This is a genomic window from Buttiauxella selenatireducens (assembly GCF_031432975.1).
GTDB lineage: Bacteria > Pseudomonadota > Gammaproteobacteria > Enterobacterales > Enterobacteriaceae > Buttiauxella > Buttiauxella selenatireducens.
Window position 1 is genome coordinate 3,238,003 of the sequence record NZ_CP133838.1, and the last position, 15,623, is coordinate 3,253,625.

Annotated in this window: 21 protein-coding genes and 1 tRNA gene; 13 read left to right on the plus strand and 9 right to left on the minus strand. The window is 45.5% G+C overall.

The features are described from left to right. The 7 genes from RHD99_RS14945 (at window position 1) to RHD99_RS14975 (ending at window position 4,193) form a co-directional block, all read left to right on the plus strand. Window positions 1-831, plus strand: coding sequence for a YfdQ family protein (locus RHD99_RS14945; protein ID WP_309874917.1), 831 nt, complete (start codon window positions 1-3; stop codon window positions 829-831). A gap of 136 nt (window positions 832-967) precedes the next feature. Beyond that, window positions 968-1,510, plus strand: coding sequence for an HD family hydrolase (locus RHD99_RS14950; protein WP_309874919.1), 543 nt, complete (start codon window positions 968-970; stop codon window positions 1,508-1,510). Then, window positions 1,495-1,731 carry a hypothetical protein gene (locus RHD99_RS14955; RefSeq protein ID WP_309874921.1) on the plus strand — a complete coding sequence of 79 codons (237 nt, stop codon included), beginning with the start codon at window positions 1,495-1,497 and terminating at the stop codon, window positions 1,729-1,731. Before RHD99_RS14950 ends, RHD99_RS14955 begins: the two co-directional genes overlap by 16 nt. Beyond that, entirely contained in the window at window positions 1,728-2,078 is a 351-nt protein-coding gene (locus RHD99_RS14960; protein ID WP_309874922.1) for a DUF551 domain-containing protein, read from the plus strand. Before RHD99_RS14955 ends, RHD99_RS14960 begins: the two co-directional genes overlap by 4 nt. 123 nt (window positions 2,079-2,201) lie before the next feature. Continuing rightward, complete coding sequence (locus tag RHD99_RS14965) at window positions 2,202-2,774, plus strand: 3'-5' exonuclease (protein ID WP_309874924.1); 573 nt, start codon at window positions 2,202-2,204, stop codon at window positions 2,772-2,774. Between the two features lie 41 nt (window positions 2,775-2,815). Then, window positions 2,816-3,073: an excisionase gene (locus RHD99_RS14970; RefSeq protein ID WP_183271845.1), complete on the plus strand. Its 258-nt coding sequence runs from the start codon at window positions 2,816-2,818 to the stop codon at window positions 3,071-3,073. Next, window positions 3,054-4,193, plus strand: a complete 1,140-nt coding sequence (locus RHD99_RS14975) for a phage integrase Arm DNA-binding domain-containing protein (protein WP_309874927.1) — start codon at window positions 3,054-3,056, stop codon at window positions 4,191-4,193. Before RHD99_RS14970 ends, RHD99_RS14975 begins: the two co-directional genes overlap by 20 nt. A 240-nt stretch (window positions 4,194-4,433) precedes the next feature. On the opposite strand, the gene RHD99_RS14980 is transcribed toward RHD99_RS14975, so the two are convergent. After that, window positions 4,434-4,790 carry a D-Ala-D-Ala carboxypeptidase family metallohydrolase gene (locus tag RHD99_RS14980; protein WP_309874929.1) on the minus strand — a complete coding sequence of 119 codons (357 nt, stop codon included), beginning with the start codon at window positions 4,788-4,790 and terminating at the stop codon, window positions 4,434-4,436. A gap of 311 nt (window positions 4,791-5,101) precedes the next feature. On the opposite strand from RHD99_RS14980, the gene RHD99_RS14985 reads away from it, so the two are divergent. Next, entirely contained in the window at window positions 5,102-5,548 is a 447-nt protein-coding gene (locus RHD99_RS14985) for a DUF441 domain-containing protein (RefSeq protein ID WP_183271987.1), read from the plus strand. A gap of 5 nt (window positions 5,549-5,553) precedes the next feature. On the opposite strand, the gene RHD99_RS14990 is transcribed toward RHD99_RS14985, so the two are convergent. Further along, complete coding sequence (locus RHD99_RS14990) at window positions 5,554-6,342, minus strand: AraC family transcriptional regulator (RefSeq protein WP_309874931.1); 789 nt, start codon at window positions 6,340-6,342, stop codon at window positions 5,554-5,556. Window positions 6,343-6,439: 97 nt separating this feature from the next. On the opposite strand from RHD99_RS14990, the gene RHD99_RS14995 reads away from it, so the two are divergent. Then, window positions 6,440-7,645 carry a CynX/NimT family MFS transporter gene (locus RHD99_RS14995; RefSeq protein ID WP_309874933.1) on the plus strand — a complete coding sequence of 402 codons (1,206 nt, stop codon included), beginning with the start codon at window positions 6,440-6,442 and terminating at the stop codon, window positions 7,643-7,645. Here RHD99_RS14995 and RHD99_RS15000 read toward each other — a convergent pair whose 3' ends face one another. From RHD99_RS15000 to cspE, 4 genes are all read right to left on the minus strand, one after another. Then, a complete protein-coding gene (locus RHD99_RS15000; protein ID WP_309874935.1) occupies window positions 7,646-8,353 on the minus strand; it encodes a CTP synthase C-terminal region-related (seleno)protein in 708 nt (235 codons plus the stop codon). 160 nt (window positions 8,354-8,513) lie between these two features. Then, window positions 8,514-8,819 (minus strand): hypothetical protein, encoded by a 306-nt coding sequence (locus RHD99_RS15005; protein ID WP_309874937.1) that lies wholly within the window; start codon window positions 8,817-8,819, stop codon window positions 8,514-8,516. 160 nt (window positions 8,820-8,979) lie between these two features. Then, window positions 8,980-9,138 (minus strand): YqaE/Pmp3 family membrane protein, encoded by a 159-nt coding sequence (locus RHD99_RS15010; RefSeq protein ID WP_006687217.1) that lies wholly within the window; start codon window positions 9,136-9,138, stop codon window positions 8,980-8,982. Between the two features lie 279 nt (window positions 9,139-9,417). Continuing rightward, window positions 9,418-9,627 (minus strand): transcription antiterminator/RNA stability regulator CspE, encoded by a 210-nt coding sequence (gene cspE, locus RHD99_RS15015; RefSeq protein ID WP_183271852.1) that lies wholly within the window; start codon window positions 9,625-9,627, stop codon window positions 9,418-9,420. Window positions 9,628-9,996: 369 nt separating this feature from the next. Here cspE and RHD99_RS15020 point away from each other — a divergent pair, with 369 nt between their 5' ends. Beyond that, window positions 9,997-11,439, plus strand: a complete 1,443-nt coding sequence (locus tag RHD99_RS15020; RefSeq protein WP_309874940.1) for an MltF family protein — start codon at window positions 9,997-9,999, stop codon at window positions 11,437-11,439. A gap of 105 nt (window positions 11,440-11,544) precedes the next feature. Then, window positions 11,545-11,787 carry a DinI family protein gene (locus tag RHD99_RS15025; protein ID WP_183271853.1) on the plus strand — a complete coding sequence of 81 codons (243 nt, stop codon included), beginning with the start codon at window positions 11,545-11,547 and terminating at the stop codon, window positions 11,785-11,787. Window positions 11,788-12,075: 288 nt separating this feature from the next. Here the strand turns inward: RHD99_RS15025 and RHD99_RS15030 are convergent. Next, window positions 12,076-12,151, minus strand: a tRNA-Thr gene (locus RHD99_RS15030). An 843-nt stretch (window positions 12,152-12,994) separates the two neighbouring features. Between RHD99_RS15030 and RHD99_RS15035 the strand changes: the two genes are divergently transcribed. Beyond that, window positions 12,995-13,699 (plus strand): oligogalacturonate-specific porin KdgM family protein, encoded by a 705-nt coding sequence (locus RHD99_RS15035; protein WP_183271854.1) that lies wholly within the window; start codon window positions 12,995-12,997, stop codon window positions 13,697-13,699. A gap of 247 nt (window positions 13,700-13,946) precedes the next feature. Next, a complete protein-coding gene (locus tag RHD99_RS15040; protein WP_309874941.1) occupies window positions 13,947-14,396 on the plus strand; it encodes a type II toxin-antitoxin system HicB family antitoxin in 450 nt (149 codons plus the stop codon). Window positions 14,397-14,626: 230 nt separating this feature from the next. On the opposite strand, the gene RHD99_RS15045 is transcribed toward RHD99_RS15040, so the two are convergent. Both RHD99_RS15045 and RHD99_RS15050 read right to left on the minus strand, forming a co-directional pair. Further along, on the minus strand, window positions 14,627-14,803 hold the full coding sequence (locus tag RHD99_RS15045; protein WP_309874942.1) for a hypothetical protein: 177 nt from the start codon (window positions 14,801-14,803) through the stop codon (window positions 14,627-14,629). Between the two features lie 228 nt (window positions 14,804-15,031). Further along, window positions 15,032-15,274, minus strand: a complete 243-nt coding sequence (locus RHD99_RS15050; RefSeq protein ID WP_183271857.1) for a hypothetical protein — start codon at window positions 15,272-15,274, stop codon at window positions 15,032-15,034. Window positions 15,275-15,623 lie beyond the last annotated feature (349 nt).

Genomic DNA, 15,623 nt, shown 5'->3' on the forward strand with positions numbered 1-15,623 from the left:
ATGTCTCAGCAATTAGACAGCAGCGCGATTCAGCAGGTAAAAGACCTGGTCCTTTCAGGTTATCACCTGGGTGATATTGGTGGCCTTGCCTGCCCTACCGCTATGCTGCCAAACAATGTCAACGTAGAAAGCCTGGAGCGTTTTGGTCTTGAACGCTTCCGTTTCCGTGGCGCAATGGATACGACCAGCATTGATGATTTTGTTCGTTACTCTGTTGGCTATGCTAAGGCTGATGAGCCAGCACGCTGCTTTATTGATGCGGAAAACATGAGCGCCCGCTCTGTGTTCAATATCGGCACTCTCGACAATCCTGGCCACGCCGATAACGTTTCAACCATCAAACTGAAACAAACAGCACCTTACCGCGCACTGCTGGCGATCAATGGCGACCGTCTGAATCAGAAGCAAATCGCTGAATGGCTGGAAGACTGGAGTGATTACCTTAAAGCATTCGATGCTGATGGCAATTCCATGACAATTGCACAGGCCGCACAGGCTGTACGCCGTATCACTATCCAGCAGGCAACCCAGGCTGACCATGAAGACGGTGATTTCAGCGGTAAAAAGTCACTGATGCAAAGCATTGAAGCCAGCAGTAAAGACGTTATGCCGGTGGCGTTCGAGTTCAAATGTGTACCGTACGAAGGACTGGGCGAACGTGCTTTCAGTATGCGTAACAGCCTGTTGAAAAGCAGTGAGCCTTGTTTCGTACTGCGCATCGTCCAGCTTGAAGCCCAGGAAGAAGCTATCGCAAATGAATTCCGTGACCTGCTGATCGGCAAGTTCGCTGAGAAACCAGTAGAAACCTTTATCGGTAACTTCAAAGCGTAATTGCTCTGCCTTAATTGCCCTGCACGTTGGGGCAATTAGTGAAGCGTAATTCCTTTTTTAATCGCCATCTGGCGAGGGATTCGTGCAACCAAAATCAGCCGCAGGTGCAGCTGCGAATATATGGAGAAGTAAACCGATGAGCTTTATACAGACGTTATCCGGCAAGCAATTTCACTATACCAACGCCACCGTTGATGATATCGAGATTGAAGATATCGCCACAGCGTTATCGCATATTTGCCGCTTCACTGGTCATTTACCTGAGTTCTATTCCGTGGCTCAACACTCAGTTTTGTGCAGCCAGTTGGTACCGGCTGAATTTGCCTTTGAAGCCCTGATGCATGACGCTGCCGAGGCATATTGCCAGGATATACCTGCACCATTAAAAGCCCTGCTTCCTGACTACCAACGGATCGAAACCTTCGTTGATGGGCTTATCCGCTTTAAGTACGAATTGCCACTTACTCAATCTGCTGTTGTGAAGTATGCCGACCTGACAATGCTGGTTACAGAGCGCCGGGATCTGGACATCGACGACGGTACAAAATGGCCTGTCCTCGAAGGTATCCCTGCCAGCGATATTATCCAGATTGTTCCTCTGCGCCCAGGTCAGGCTTTCGGATTATTCATGACTCGTTTCAATGAATTGATGGAGATTCGCACATGTACCAGCATCTGAAAGTAAAAGACCTGGTAGCTGCTGCGTATGCTGCCGTCCCAACTCTACCACCAGCAGAAGCCAAATTAATGCGTGAAGTAGCCACAAGGCTAAGTGTGACTTTTACTGCTCTTACTGAATCTCTAGACCTGCATAAAGCTCTCACAAATGAGCGCGGTGCATTGAACCAGCAGGTAGTTACCCACTGGGCACCTATTCCAGAAGAACCAGAGGAACTATGACTACCATTCGCATAGGTTTAGAACAGAGCACGCTGAATGATGAGCGGATTGAAATTTTTATCAACCAGCCGCTTGATAATGGGTTTACTCGGGGCGAGCAGATGGAGTTGGTACGCGAGCTGCAAGCGCGTCGGAAAGCCGACAAATGGATACCGATCAGTGAATGCTTCCCCGATGACGAGACAGTGATCCTTGTTGCTGACTGTACGGGTGTCGTGTGGGGAGCTGAAGTTCAGGAGGGTACTATTTACCCCGATGACTGGGCTTACATGAACAGGTTCGGCAGTCGAGAGGCTACTCATTGGAAACCAATGCCCCAAGCAAAACTCTCGGAGAATGGTGACTAAAAAAGACCATAAATAACCCAATTACGCATATTCACTATCAAAAAAGCTCCCATATGAACCAATTAATGAATAAAAGTTTAACCCTGAGCTTTTGCACTAAAAATTATCAGCATAAGGCCAAATATGAACCATTTAATGATTGATTTAGAAACCATGGGTAATAAACCCACTGCACCGATCGTCTCCATCGGCGCGGTATTCTTTGAACCTTCCACGGGTGAGATGGGTCCTGAATTTTACACTGTAGTAAAACTGAAAAGTTCCATTGAATCAGGTGCCATACCCGATCCCGACACTATCATTTGGTGGATGAAACAAAGCACCGAAGCACGCGCAGCGATTTGCGATGAGGCAAACTCTATGCCAATTGGTGATGCATTATCAGAGCTGAACAATTTCATCACCGGCAATACCAACCCTAAATATGTTCAGGTATGGGGAAATGGTGCCACGTTCGATAACGTAATTCTTCGGGCAAGCTACGAGCGGGGCAATATTGATTGTTTATGGCCTTTCTGGGGGGATCGTGATGTACGAACAATCGTCGAGTTGGGTCGCGCTGTCGGGTTTAACCCGCGCTATGAAATCCCATTTGATGGCGATATGCATAACGCGCTGGCCGACGCTAAACATCAGGCTAAATACGTGTCTGCTATCTGGCAAAAGTTAATACCTGCCACCAGCACCAATTTGTAATTCATTGCGCCGGGTGCAGCCGGGCTTTATGGAGAAATAGCATGGGCCAATTAGTTTCTTTATCAGACTGGGCCGCAGGGCCAAATGGTTTTAAGAATCCCCCAGGAATGGCGGCTCTTCATCGTATAGCTAAAACTAAGCAAACTTATCCACCAGCAGTGAAACAAGGTCGCCGATGGGTAGTGGATGAAGAGGCAAAATTTATAGGCATGGTGGGTCGCGTAGAAATATCAAACCATTTGCCTCCCAATGCCCGCTCATTAGTGGAGAAAGCACTCAATGGCTGCAAGACCCCGTAAACATAATATTTCCACCCCTAACCTTTATTGCAAACTTGATAAGCGCAATAGCAAAACATACTGGCAATATCGTCATCCCATTACAGGAGTTTTTGTTGGGTTTGGAACTGACGAGGACTCGGCAAAGTCGGCCGCAGAAGAGATGAACCGTATTTTATCAGAGCAAGAAAATACACAGTCTTATCTTCTGGTTGATATGGCTATTAAGGCTCAGGCAAAACGTGAACCAGGGGTCAGAGTTAAAAACTGGGTAAACAGGTACATGCTCGTTCAACAGGAAAGAATGGACAACGGTGAAATAAAAAAACCCACATATAAAAGCCGGAAAAATTGCTCTAATACACTCTCTGTAAGAATGCCAAATCTACGACTGCAGGATGTCGATACCAAAATGTTGGCAACTATTATAGATGAGTACAAAGCGGCAGGAAAAGTAAGAATGGCACAGCTATTGCGGGCGGTCTGGATTGATGTATTTAAAGAAGCCCAACATGCTGGTGAAGTTCCTGCTGGGTACAACCCAGCGCTCGCTGTGCGCAACCCTAAAAACAAAGTGTCGCGATCAAGACTTACCTTCGAACAGTGGCAGAAAATATATGACCATGCATCTGGCCTAGCCCCATTCGCACAAAATTCAATGTTGTTAGCCTTAGTAACTGGCCAGCGGCGTGGGGATCTCGTCGAAATGAAATTCAGTGATGTTTGGGATGGATATCTGCACATTATTCAGTCGAAGACAGGGGTTCGTCTTGCTCTCCCGCTAACACTGAAGTGCGAAGCAATTGATTTAACCCTCGGTGAGATCATTTCAAGATGCCGGGATCGAGTAGTCAGTAAGTACATGCTCCACAGTCAGCGTAATCACGCATCTAACAAAGCTGGGGAAAAGATTGATGTGAATAGCCTCAGCCGCGTATTCCTGGAAGCTAGAGTAAAATCAGGTTTAACTTTTCCTAAAGGAAGCACTCCTCCTTCGTTTCATGAACAGCGTTCTTTATCGTCACGTCTCTATGAAGCACAGGGTATAAATGTGAAAACACTTCTGGGCCATAAAACGGATGCTATGAGTGAACAATACAAGGATGAGCGCGGTCAGGGTTGGATTACGCTTGCTGTTTAGCTACGTAATTTCTGAGGGAGATAGCCCCCTTCAACTCAATAGAATTTAAAATTCGTTTTGGGGAATAATTTTGGAGGGATTTTGGAGTGGATTTTAGGAAGCATAAAATCAATAGGTTACGCGTTGGTTATCTGCTCCAGAAGCAGTCCAGTAGTTCTTACAATTAATAAATAAAATCAGCCAGTTAATATACATACTGGCTGATTTTATTCCTTCCCAATGGCTAATACGACGCGTAATTTACTCTCGCCAACGAGCAACCGTTAAACGCATATCAATATGTGTCCAGGATTCGCTTCGCCCTATTCCATATTTTTGCGGGTACGTCGCCTCAAGATAATTAGCGACGTCATCGGGGGAAGTTTTTTCCACCGTTATATCCGCCGCCGTTCCTAATAAATGCTGACTTGCGTATTCATCACCGCAGGCTTTGTTGTGTTGCGTGCAACTACACCCCCGCCGTATCAAGACAGGTTGTTGAAAATACTCGAATACCGCTTCGAGAAGAGCCACTAATTCAATGCTGACATCAGCAAAACCGCACCCGCACGGGCAACAAAAATCATGTCGATGGAAATGAGGAGATATGGCTTTCACATTAAAATTTCGCTACTGGTAAGAAGAACGCATTGATGTGTAAATATGCGCATTCAGAATGGAAGAAGTAAAAAGTCCAATTCAGCGGCGTCAGAGTACGAGTGAATACCCACAATTTTCAAATAGTTTTTACAGATCAATATCTGCTTTATTGATCGCCAAAAACGATTCAACTTTCTAATCATTGCTATGCAACTGCACAAAACATTCGCTATCTGTTTAAAAAGGCTTAAGAAATATCTCGGCTGCACGTAAAATAAACATTAACAATAAAAAAGCCTTCCCGTCATTTTTCGCAAGGAACAACGATGATCGTCGATTCGACACTTTTAATCCTGCTGGCACTCGCCGCGCTAGGATTTGTCAGCCATAACACTACCGTTGCGGTATCCATTCTGGTTCTTATCATTGTCCGGGTGACTCCATTGAGTCATTTTTTCCCCTGGATTGAAAAACAGGGACTGACGGTGGGGATTATCATTCTGACGATCGGGGTCATGGCTCCGATTGCCAGCGGCACCTTACCTGCAAGTACTCTGTTGCACTCGTTTACCCACTGGAAATCGCTGGTTGCGATTGCAGTCGGCGTGTTTGTCTCATGGCTCGGTGGGCGCGGCGTAACGCTAATGAGCAGCCAACCGAGTTTAGTGGCTGGCCTGTTGGTTGGAACGGTTTTAGGTGTGGCATTATTCCGTGGTGTGCCTGTTGGGCCACTTATCGCTGCGGGACTGGTATCACTTATCATCGGAAAACAGTGAATCCGCTACCTGAGTTCCAGCGATGCCAGATAGCGTCCAGGTGTGTTTCCCAGCGCCTTTTTAAACATTGTTATAAATGCATTGGTCGAATCATACCCGAGTTCGCCAGCAACCTTTTGTACCGATGAACCGCCAATCAGCAACTGAAGTGCCACGATCAGCTGTAACTGTTGCCGCCACCGCCGAAAACTGAGCCCTGTTTCTTTCACCACTAGGCGCGCAAGATTTCGCTCACTCATCGCCAGTTGTGAAGCCCATTGCTCCAGAGTGTTGCGCTGCTGTGGATCTGACACCAGGCGTTCAGCAATAAAACGGATTTTAGGGTGCCGCGACATGGGCAAATGTAGCTGTTCCACGGCCTGGCGTGGCAATTCATCGAACAAAACCCTTACCAATCTTTGCGTCTCCGGTTGTGCTAAACCAGACTCATCTTGCTGGGTCAAATGCAGGATCAATTCACGCACCAACGGGGTAATCCGTAATGTGCAGCATTGTGCTGGCATCTCAACTACACCCGGTTCAATAAACAGAAAGCACAGCCGGGCGTTTGCGGTCGCGCGATTACTGTGCGGCATTTCACCGGGGATCCAGACCGCATGTTGCGTGGGCACCATCCACATCGCCTGCTCAACTTCACAGGTAATCCCGCCATGTAACGCCAAAATCAGCTGGCCTTTGCGGTGATGATGGAAGGCAATTTCGTTCTCACTTTCTGACACCAGGATCCTGAACGCCTGAGCAGGCTGACGGTTGATATCAGGGTCGAATCCTTCGAGGGCTAATCCGCGCTCCATAATCTTGTCCGGTTTTAGGGATAAACTGGCATTTTACGTTGATTTCTTCCATTCCTAAAACGTGTATCTTGAGCGCATCGTTTTACGGGGTATATGTATGTCATCGATTTCGACTTTAAATGTGAAAAAACACGGTTTGTTACTGCTCGGCATCTTAATGATTGCCACCACGCTGCGCGTGACGTTTACCGGCGCAGCTCCCTTGCTGGAGATGATTCGCGAATCATTCAGCCTGACAACGGCACAAACAGGCGTGCTCACCACTCTCCCACTTTTGGCCTTTGCGATAGTTTCTCCACTGGCGGCAGGGATTGCTCGTCGGTTCGGTATCGAACGGTGTTTGTTTGCTGCCCTGCTGATTATCTGCGCGGGGATTGCACTACGCTCAATGGGAAATACAGCACTGCTTTATATTGGTACCGCGATTATTGGCTGCGGAATTGCGATAGGGAACGTGCTTTTACCCGGCCTGATTAAGCGTGATTTTCCAGGCCAGGTCGCACGATTGACCGGTGCGTATTCTTTGACGATGGGCGTCGCGGCCGCTATCGGCTCCATGATGGTGGTCCCTCTATCTCAACAGGGCTACGGTTGGCCTGGAGCGCTGATGGCACTGATGATTTTCCCGGTAGTAGCCTTGTTGGTTTGGCTGCCGCAATTGTCTAATCACAGCATATCAACCTTAAGCAACAGTAATGCCTTACATAGCCGGGGAATATGGACATCCGCACTTGCATGGCAAGTCACTCTGTTTTTGGGGATCAACTCGCTCATTTATTATGTGGTGATTGGCTGGCTGCCTTCGATACTGATAAGTCATGGTTATAGTGAAGCGCAAGCAGGTTCATTGCACGGCCTGATGCAATTAGCTACCGCCGCCCCTGGCTTATTTATCGGGATGATTTTAAGTCGGCTGAAAGACCATCGCGGTATCGCTATTATCATGTCCTTGCTGTGTGGGGTGAGTAGTGTCGGGTTATTACTGGTACCTAGCCTTGCCAGTGTGTGGGTTGTGATATTTGGTTTTGGCTCTGGTGCGACGATGATTCTCGGCCTGACATTTATCGGCCTGCGCGCAAACAGTGCGCATCAAACCGCCGCGTTGTCCGGTATGGCACAATGTATGGGATATTTATTGGCGGCTTTTGGCCCACCGATGATGGGCAAAGTGCATGACCTCTCTGGCCAGTGGAGCCTGCCATTATTAGGATGTGCAGTACTGGCGTGCGTGATGGCAGTATTCGGCGGATTTGCCGGGCGTGATGCAGAGATCAGCCCAGCGCGCCCTGCCCACTCTTCCTGACTAAAGCAGCGCCGCTTTAAGAAATGCTTCAACTAGCGGCGCAGGCTTATCCTTCAATGCGTGACGTTCATGCTGGAAAAGTGTTCCGACAAAAAAGGGATGTCCGCGAAGCTCGACCACGCGGATTTCACCGTGATTATCCCATCCGGTGGGCTGTAATTGAGATGACGACAGGTGGGCGGTAAAAAAATCGGCTATCCCGTAATTGCAGTGGTAGCCCTCTTCAATTTGTGACCGCCCATAAGCCTCAGCAATCAATGATCCCGCCTTAAGTTCGATAGCGTCGGATTTTTCCACCAGCGAACAACTCAATGGCCCAATCACCAGTCGCCCATCACGACTCGTTTCGGCATGACCGGCATCATGCCAATCCAGCACATTGCGCGCATATTCAATAATGGCATGCTGGAAACCACCACATGTACCAAGAAACGGAATTTTGTTCTCGCGAGCATAACGAATTGCCAGTAAAGCACCGTCTTCATTTTGATAGGGACTGGCCGGAACGCACCAAATGGCATCATACCCCACCAGATCTTCAGGACTTGTCACTTCAGGAGTGGGCAACCAATCATAGTCAACGGTGACGTCAACATATTCAGCTGCATTATCTAAAGCCAGAGGGATCGCCTGATGCGCGATAACCGTAGAGTTGTAGTCACCGACCAGCGCAACGCGAAGAGTTTCTTTCAAAGGTAAGGGAGGCATTTGTTTGATTATCCTTATGTTTAACAACATCGACTACATAAGGAATGATAGATTATGCCACTGCAATCTGCCTTGCAACGCCCAAAATTAGCAGGGTGACTGGCATTAAAAACGGCTCAAAATTCAGGATGGAACCTGGCGCTCACGGTCGTTTGGTCGGCTAGTGAACAGCCTGTTCTTGTTCAATCTCTGGCAATAACGTCTTATCGAGTGGCATCAGATATTCAGCACGGACAAAGGTGTAACCTTCGCGTCCATCGAAAGCCACAACATTACCCGTAACTAACCACAGCGAATGATTCGCATCATGAGGAAGTTGCGTCACCACACCAGTGACTGGATTAACAAAACTTTTGCCCGGTTCGCACAGGCCAAAAAGCTCGACTGATTTACCGATATTCACACGCCCAGCGGCAGTACGGGAACCAATAATCACTGCCAGCATTCCCGGTTTCAACTGATACATAAAATGACTCTGTAGCTCATTAAATAATTGGCAGTATCAGAACATTCTTAGGTGCAAAAGTAAACAGGGAGCCGTTAGATGCCGCCCCACGGTGCCTTGCGAGCGACCTTTTCAGCCACCCGCTGCGTCAGTTGCAAATCAATAAATCAGTTTTATTTTATTAATCGCGGGTTTGCACCCAGAAGGCGTGGATTAATCCAGGAATGTAACCCAACAGGGTGAGTACAATATTCAGAATAAATGCCCAACCGAATCCCTTACCTAACAAAACACCCAGCGGGGGTAAAATAATAGTAAAAACAATACGCCAAAAACCCATAAAAAAACTCCAGTTATTAATTTGATATACCTTCAAAAAGGTATATTCCGCTACCAGCATAGTCTACCCTGGGTAAACCAACTGAAGGTACATCGTTAATTAATGTAAAGAATGACGATAACCATATAAATATAATGGGATTGTAGATAAGGATAGCGGAGGGATTTGAGGGATTTTAGAAAACATAAAACCCGCACATGGCGGGTTTATTCACTTTGACTACCGGCTCGGGCTATTCACCGTCTTCGCATGCGTCAGTCGCAGTATGCGTTAGCAGTCTTACAGAGCAACAACGTTAGTTGCTGATGGACCTTTAGCGCCGTTCTCGATAGAGAACTCAACTTTCTGGCCTTCGTCCAGAGTTTTGAAATCATTGCTCTGAATGGCAGAGAAGTGAACGAACACATCTTTGCTACCATTGTCAGGAGTGATGAAGCCGAAACCTTTTTCTGGGTTGAACCATTTTACTAAACCAGTCATTTTAGACATAGATACTTCCTCAATATTTTATAGCCATTTAATATGGCGAACGTGGTCTGTATTGCAGAACGTTTCTTATTTAGGCACTTAGGAGGAGACTCACGAAGAAGGGTATCTGATGACTTGATAGCGCTTGAACTGAGGACTGCTTTACTAAAACTGCTTTCATAAGGTCTGTCTTCCAAACCGATGACGCATTAACGCACGCCAGCCCGCTGGAAGCAAGAATTATTTTCAATTAATAATTTTCTCATTTAGAAAGGGAAACATTTCCCTCCACACTCCCCAACCACCAAACCTGCGCATTTTGTAACCAAAACAGGTTTGCGCGAGCTATAGTTAAAAGGTCTGCAGCTGAATTGTTTAGATGGTGTGAACATGGCTCGCCTGGTGCTACTACTTCTCTTGATCACTTCATTTTTGCCGATGACGAACGCAGCCACCGATGAGCAGCATTTGAAATTTGATACCAAAATCAATGTTGTTTATGGTGACTATGATGTGATGAAGGAAAGGCGGATCATTCGAGTTTTGATTCCTTACAGTAAGACATTTTACTTTATTGATAACAGTGGGACTCAGCGAGGCATCATGTTGGAGTTGATGCAACAGTTTGATAAACAGATCAATAAAGGTCTTAAACCCTCACAAAAAACACACCTTCTCTTTGTACCCACAGCCCGTGACCAACTTATTCCGCAACTTATCGCAGGACGTGGAGATATCATCGCCGCTAATTTGACGATTACCCCTGAACGCGAAAAATTGGTCGATTTCAGTGAACCATTGGCAAAAAATATCCATGAAGTGCTTGTCGCCAGTAACAAAGCGCCCGAACTCAAAAGTGCCGATTCCCTTTCGGGACAGTCTCTGTTTGTGAATCCTTCGACCAGCTACATTTCAAGCATTGAGATACTGAATAAAAACCTGGCGGAGAAAAAGCTGCCACCCGCTGTGATTATCAAAGCGCCGGGAAATTTCGAGCAGGAAGACATCCTGGAAATGGTGAACGCCAACCTTGCCGATTACACAGTGGTTGACCGTTACCTTGCCATCTTATGGAAGCAGATTTATCCAAACCTGGTTGTTTATGAAAACATTACCCTACGTGATGACGGCTCTATCGCCTTCGCAATGCGTAAAAACTCCCCTCTTCTGAAAGCCCAATTGGATAAATTTACTGCCACGCATAAAATTGGCACGTCATTCGGCAATCAACAGGTTTATAAGTATTTACGCAATACTAAATGGGTAAAAAATGCGCGCTCGGAAAAAGATATAGAGAAGTTTAATCAGGTTACAGATATTTTCCGCAAGTACGGTCAACAATACAACATCGACTGGCTCATGATGGTGGCTCAAGGTTATCAGGAATCCCGGCTTGACCAAAAAGTACGTAGCAAAAGTGGCGCGATTGGTGTCATGCAAGTGCTGCCTACAACCGGTAAAGAGTTAAACGTCGGCGATATCAGGCTGATAGACCCCAACATTAATGCTGGCGTGAAATATATCCGTTTCATGTGCGACCGTTATTTTGCTGACGAAAAAATGACAGATCTGAACAAACTGCTTTTCACCTTCGCCTCTTATAATGCTGGCCCTGCAAAAATAGCCCGATTACGCAAAGAAGCTGTGGCGCAAGGCTATGATCCTAATGTCTGGTTTAATAATGTTGAACGTATTGCACAACTGCGCATAGGTAATGAAACCGTGCAATATGTGAGCAATATCTTCAAGTATTACGTGGCTTATCAACTCATAATAGAGCAGGCGAAATCACGTAAGACAGAAACCCCACTTATCGCCGAAAAATCGGAATAGACTGCGCAATTATCTTACTTTGAGCTCTATTTTCAGGAACTCCGCTTGCCTTGAATGTAGAGATTCATTACTGTATATAAACACAGCTTTAATAGGGAAGTATCCATGTTTGTAGAATTGGTTTACGACAAACGAAATGTGGCGGGTCTTCCCGGCGCAAATGAAAAGATTCTTGCAGAATTAACTCGACGGGTTCACGCCATCTTCCCGGATGCGGAAGTCAGGGTGAAACCTATGCAGGCAAATGCAGTAAACAGCGACTGCACCAAGAATGAAAAAGAGAAAATCAACCGTCTGGTTGAAGAGATGTTCGACGAAGCAGACTTCTGGTTGGTTTGTGAAGAATAAATGTCAGCCGACGTATTGTTGAAAAACGAGATTATTCACGGCATGTCTCCTGCTATGATCTTCGCAACGAAACGTCAGGTGTCTTTTTAACAGGTTGAGAAGTCATGAGAAAAACAACGGTAATCTTGATTGTCGTGGCAATTGTGGTTTGGTTTGCAAGCCATCAGGGATGGATCTAATCCACAGCCATTGAGGAAGCGCTTTAGCATTTAGCCTTCCTCTTATCCTCGTCACATTTGCTAAAGTACAGACGAAAAAAAACCACCTGAGAGGTGGTTTCTTTAAAAATGGTGCCGACTACCGGAATCGAACTGGTGACCTACTGATTACAAGTCAGTTGCTCTACCTACTGAGCTAAGTCGGCGTGGAGAACATCCTACACAAAGCAGATCCACGATGCAATTCCCCGTGAATCGTTCGCTTAAAAATTCAACTTATTGATATTAAATCAACCAGTCACGGATAAAAAATTACCGTTTTGCTCAAAATTTAACATGTGATAATTATCATCACGTCTCTTTAAACCCGAAAATTTTTTGGTTTTGGCCTCAACATGGCTTAACGACCTGGTGATGAAACCCTCACTCGCAGAAAAAACGTCTAAAAACCCAGAACGGCCCAAGGTTATGGGCGGCAGTGATACATGCGCCCCTCGCATGACTATGCATAAGAATTGAGACGGTCTATGAAAGTCACTCTCCTGATTGGCCTTTTAGGATGACCACGCTACGAAAATCCGTAAGCGTAAACTGCTAAAAGTGACTTTCTGGTTATGCTACGTTTTACGTTATTACCTGCAATTGCTGTGATAGTGAGTTCTGTTTATTTAATTGCAGCCTGCATGGAACCTCTATATATAAAGTATTTGAGAATAAAGCTATAACTAAACATGTATATCCGTAGTTCTGCCTGCCGAATTCAGACCGAACAGATTGCTTTCCATCCTGGGTTTCACCACCAGCTTCCTCTCGGCCTCATGATAGCCATATATATTCATGACAATATACTTACAGTTTATTAACACCATTATTTTAGCACTTCCAATATTACACCATAAAATACAATAATTATTTTATTTAATAATAAACAAAACAATTGAAACATGATTTCATTTTCTTGATCAAGTTATCTCTTTCTTGAAGCGAAATTAATTAGCATCGTTACCAGTCCGATGACTGATTTTTTAATTCACAACAGGGAAAGACAAATGAAATGTTTGTTTAAAATTAGCGCTCTTGCAACATTATTGGTTTCAGTTTCGTCTGGTGCAGTTACACTTGACTATCGTCATGAATTCAAACCTGAAAGTGGCACCAACGCTGACAGAATTAAGATTGGCCATACTACCGAAGATGGATATTTTGCAAGCGTCGAAGGTAAAATCTCTGAGAAAACAGAAGTTGATAACGAAGGCTACAAAAACGGTATTGAGAAATACAGTGGTAACGGTAGCGAATTTGAGTTTGGTAAGAACTTCATTATCAATGACAAGCTAACACTTGCGCCAGCGATTAACCTTGATGTAGGTGATTCCTATATTGGTTACCGCGCACAGATTAAAGCTATCTACAATATTAACGATAACTGGATGACCACTCTGCGCTGGCGTCCAGGTATTGAGGTGAATGAAAACTCCAATGTTAAGGATAAAAACTACAACCAATTTAACTGGGAGTTTGGCTACGCGAATGATCAATTCTCGATAGTCGGTGATTTTGAATATCGCTTCACCAACTACGAAGATTATGAAGGTGAACATAATTACTGGCTGTATAACGTTGTGGCCAGTTATAATATTGACAAACACTGGAAACCGTATACTGAAATCGGTTACGTACCACGTTACAACGAAAACCATGAGAAAGATGAAATGGAAGTTCGTTACCGTTTAGGTATTAAGTATACGTTCTAAACCATGATATTAAAAACGGGAGCTTAAGGCTCCCGTTTTAAGTCTGCATGACTCCGCACACCGCTTTAATTACAGATTATTTTTGCAATTAAACGCTTTTTTCCGCATGACTCGCAGTATTTATGTAATCATCCCGCAGAGCAGTAATCAACAGACGGATATCAACTCCCCCTTCCACTGTTCAAAGGCTTTGTGGCTTAATGCTTGCGCCTTTCGACACTGAATCCAATAAATCCAAAGAGGCTTTATGTTTAAGTATCCCGCTGCGGTCGCAATAGATGAAGAAACTGGTGAATACGAAATCAGCTTTCGTGACTTAGAAAATCTGCATTCAGTTGCATTTTCCGATGACGATATCGAACTGGAAGCGCAGGAGGCGTTGACGGCCATGATTGGAGAGTTGATTGATACGCGTAAACGTGTCCCGCTCCCATCTCAAGCTGTGAAGGGCGAATTAGCTATTCACCTTCCTGTGCTGACGTGCCTGAAGGCTTCGCTACACAATGCAATGATTAACACTGGCACACGTAAGGCTGACCTTGCACGGATGTTAAACCAACATGGCCCTCAGATTGACCGCCTGTTAGATGTCCGTTATGCATCGAAAGTAGAGACCCTGGAACAAGCTTTATATTTATTAGGTTACGAGGTATCCGTGTCCGTTTCGATGCTTGTCAATAAGCAGTCTGGTCATTGAGGGCTTGTCGCAAATAGTGGAAAAGAGAACCCAGCGCAGAGATGGCTTTCAGTAAACAGTATTTGTAAAAGCGAATGATATAGAAGTTGAAACAACGTTACTGCTGATTTAGCACATTGGCTTGAGGATTTCTCACGAAGATGGGCGGCAAATAAAGCCCCTAAAAAATAACCCGACGATTAAGCCGGGTTTTTCTGCACTAATCAGGAGTCACTCTAACCCCTTATCTATCAGTGCTTGATATCGCGTTTTTCCTGGCGACAATCGGCATTGCCAACAAGACCATCACGGCACTCTTGCTTAGCTTGACGTCCGTCCTGGCGCTCTTGCGCCTGCTCCGTTGCCAATGCTGGTACCGCGGTCATTAGGGTGGAAGCAGCAAGAAACATTAATGCATATTTTTTCATGATAAATTCCTAAATGTGTTAAGCCCTGAAGTGACTAGCGCACCCGTATGGCGGGCACAAATAATACCCTTCAGTGGCTTAACTCGTCGCGCAGGAAGAAATACAATTTTAAACTTATCTTTCCGCGCGACGTATTGAAATCATTTTGGAATCATGAAACGCACGCCCAGCAGATTCGCTTAAGTGCTATATCTGACTGGCGCGAACTCTTACACCTCACAGTGCATCTCAATACTTGATATCGCGGGCTTTATCACGGCCTTCCTGCTTATTTTGACGGTGATCCTGGCGACAATCTGCATTGCCGACAAGACCATCGCGACACTCTTGTTTAATGTCACGCGACACCTGACGAGTGCCCTGTCTCACGTCACGGGCATCCTGACGTTGTCTTGATTGTTCGGTAGCCTGTGCAGGAATTGCCGCTATCAGGGTAGAAGCAGCCAGTAGTATCAATGCATATTTCTTCATAATAAGTCTCCACAATAGGCGAGTCGCGCCAGGATGGCGTGTCTAAATTATAGTCTTCACGAGTGCAACTTCTTAAATCAAAGTCGCTGTCTGGCTCAAGCGATTGATAACCTTTCGATCATCGCCTCGCTAAGCTTTTCACATTTCAGCAGGTTCGCTGTCATTTTTAACGAGAGGAATTGAGTAGCCAGTGCTGAATCGCAATATTTGGAACATAACAATAATTGTGTCAGGGCATCATTTGTAGCGGCACAGCATTATCGGCCATCGTATATTGGCTATTCAACTTAACGCATTACCGAGATAAAAAACACACCCCGTTAATTTTATATGGTTTATTTTTAAATAA

Excerpts from the sequence above, each read along its gene's own strand:
- RHD99_RS14945 (WP_309874917.1), top strand. The coding sequence starts at position 1 with ATGTCTCAGCAATTAGACAGCAGCGCGATTCAGCAGGTAAAAGACCTG.
- RHD99_RS14950 (WP_309874919.1), top strand. The coding sequence starts at position 968 with ATGAGCTTTATACAGACGTTATCCGGCAAGCAATTTCACTATACCAAC.
- RHD99_RS14955 (WP_309874921.1), top strand. The coding sequence starts at position 1,495 with ATGTACCAGCATCTGAAAGTAAAAGACCTGGTAGCTGCTGCGTATGCT.
- RHD99_RS14960 (WP_309874922.1), top strand. The coding sequence starts at position 1,728 with ATGACTACCATTCGCATAGGTTTAGAACAGAGCACGCTGAATGATGAG.
- RHD99_RS14965 (WP_309874924.1), top strand. The coding sequence starts at position 2,202 with ATGAACCATTTAATGATTGATTTAGAAACCATGGGTAATAAACCCACT.
- RHD99_RS14970 (WP_183271845.1), top strand. The coding sequence starts at position 2,816 with ATGGGCCAATTAGTTTCTTTATCAGACTGGGCCGCAGGGCCAAATGGT.
- RHD99_RS14975 (WP_309874927.1), top strand. The coding sequence starts at position 3,054 with ATGGCTGCAAGACCCCGTAAACATAATATTTCCACCCCTAACCTTTAT.
- RHD99_RS14990 (WP_309874931.1), bottom strand. The coding sequence starts at position 6,342 with ATGGAGCGCGGATTAGCCCTCGAAGGATTCGACCCTGATATCAACCGT.
- RHD99_RS14995 (WP_309874933.1), top strand. The coding sequence starts at position 6,440 with ATGTCATCGATTTCGACTTTAAATGTGAAAAAACACGGTTTGTTACTG.
- RHD99_RS15000 (WP_309874935.1), bottom strand. The coding sequence starts at position 8,353 with ATGCCTCCCTTACCTTTGAAAGAAACTCTTCGCGTTGCGCTGGTCGGT.
- RHD99_RS15005 (WP_309874937.1), bottom strand. The coding sequence starts at position 8,819 with ATGTATCAGTTGAAACCGGGAATGCTGGCAGTGATTATTGGTTCCCGT.
- RHD99_RS15010 (WP_006687217.1), bottom strand. The coding sequence starts at position 9,138 with ATGGGTTTTTGGCGTATTGTTTTTACTATTATTTTACCCCCGCTGGGT.
- cspE (WP_183271852.1), bottom strand. The coding sequence starts at position 9,627 with ATGTCTAAAATGACTGGTTTAGTAAAATGGTTCAACCCAGAAAAAGGT.
- RHD99_RS15020 (WP_309874940.1), top strand. The coding sequence starts at position 9,997 with ATGGCTCGCCTGGTGCTACTACTTCTCTTGATCACTTCATTTTTGCCG.
- RHD99_RS15025 (WP_183271853.1), top strand. The coding sequence starts at position 11,545 with ATGTTTGTAGAATTGGTTTACGACAAACGAAATGTGGCGGGTCTTCCC.
- RHD99_RS15035 (WP_183271854.1), top strand. The coding sequence starts at position 12,995 with ATGAAATGTTTGTTTAAAATTAGCGCTCTTGCAACATTATTGGTTTCA.
- RHD99_RS15040 (WP_309874941.1), top strand. The coding sequence starts at position 13,947 with ATGTTTAAGTATCCCGCTGCGGTCGCAATAGATGAAGAAACTGGTGAA.
- RHD99_RS15045 (WP_309874942.1), bottom strand. The coding sequence starts at position 14,803 with ATGAAAAAATATGCATTAATGTTTCTTGCTGCTTCCACCCTAATGACC.
- RHD99_RS15050 (WP_183271857.1), bottom strand. The coding sequence starts at position 15,274 with ATGAAGAAATATGCATTGATACTACTGGCTGCTTCTACCCTGATAGCG.